1 protein-coding gene is annotated in these 647 nt (G+C 67.1%); it reads right to left on the minus strand.

Annotation, left to right across the window (positions count from 1 at the left end; translation table 11 throughout):
• Window positions 1-127: 127 nt before the first annotated feature.
• Window positions 128-647, minus strand: a 520-nt coding sequence (locus ACZ1IK_RS11225) for an ATP-binding protein (RefSeq protein ID WP_465098523.1), incomplete at its 5' end; no start/stop codon positions are given.

A 647-nucleotide genomic window follows, 5' to 3' on the forward strand; every position in this document is an offset into this window, starting at 1 on the left:
TGTCAAGGGCCATTGAGTTCTGCCCATAGGCGGCCAGTGTTTCTTCCCGCTGGTGGCCATCAGAACTGCCCACTGGTGGCCAGCTGGTTTGCCCGTTTGGGTGGTGGTGCTGGCCACCGTGATGGGATCAGTTCAGTGGCATGACTCCCTTCCCGGCCATTGCCTGGGTCATCCGTACGGAGTCTCCGGTGGTCTGGCAGACGTGGGCGTGGTGCAGGAGCCGGTCCACGGTGGCGGTGGCCAGGGTCTTGGGCATCAGCTCGTCGAAGCCGGCCGGGTGCAGGTTCGAGCTGATCGCTACGGAGCGTTTCTCGTAGGCGGCGTCCACGATGCGGTAGAGGCCCTCGGCGGCATCGTCGGCGACCGGCAGCAGGCCGATGTCGTCGATGACGATCAGGTCGGCGCGCAGGATTCGGGCGACGGCTTTGGTGATGGTGTCATCGGGCCGGTGGGCCCGGATCATCGCCCCGAGGTCCTCCAGGGTGAACCAGGCCACCCGCTTGCCCTCCTCCACGGCCTGCTGGCCCAGGGCCTCGAGGAAGAAGGTCTTGCCGGTGCCGGAGGGCCCGCAGACCACGAGGTTCTCTCTGCGCGAGAGCCATTCCAGGGTGCGCAGGGACTGCTGGGTCGGGGCCGGGATCGAGGAG

The sequence above is a fragment of the Micrococcus sp. CS26 genome, assembly GCF_055522295.1.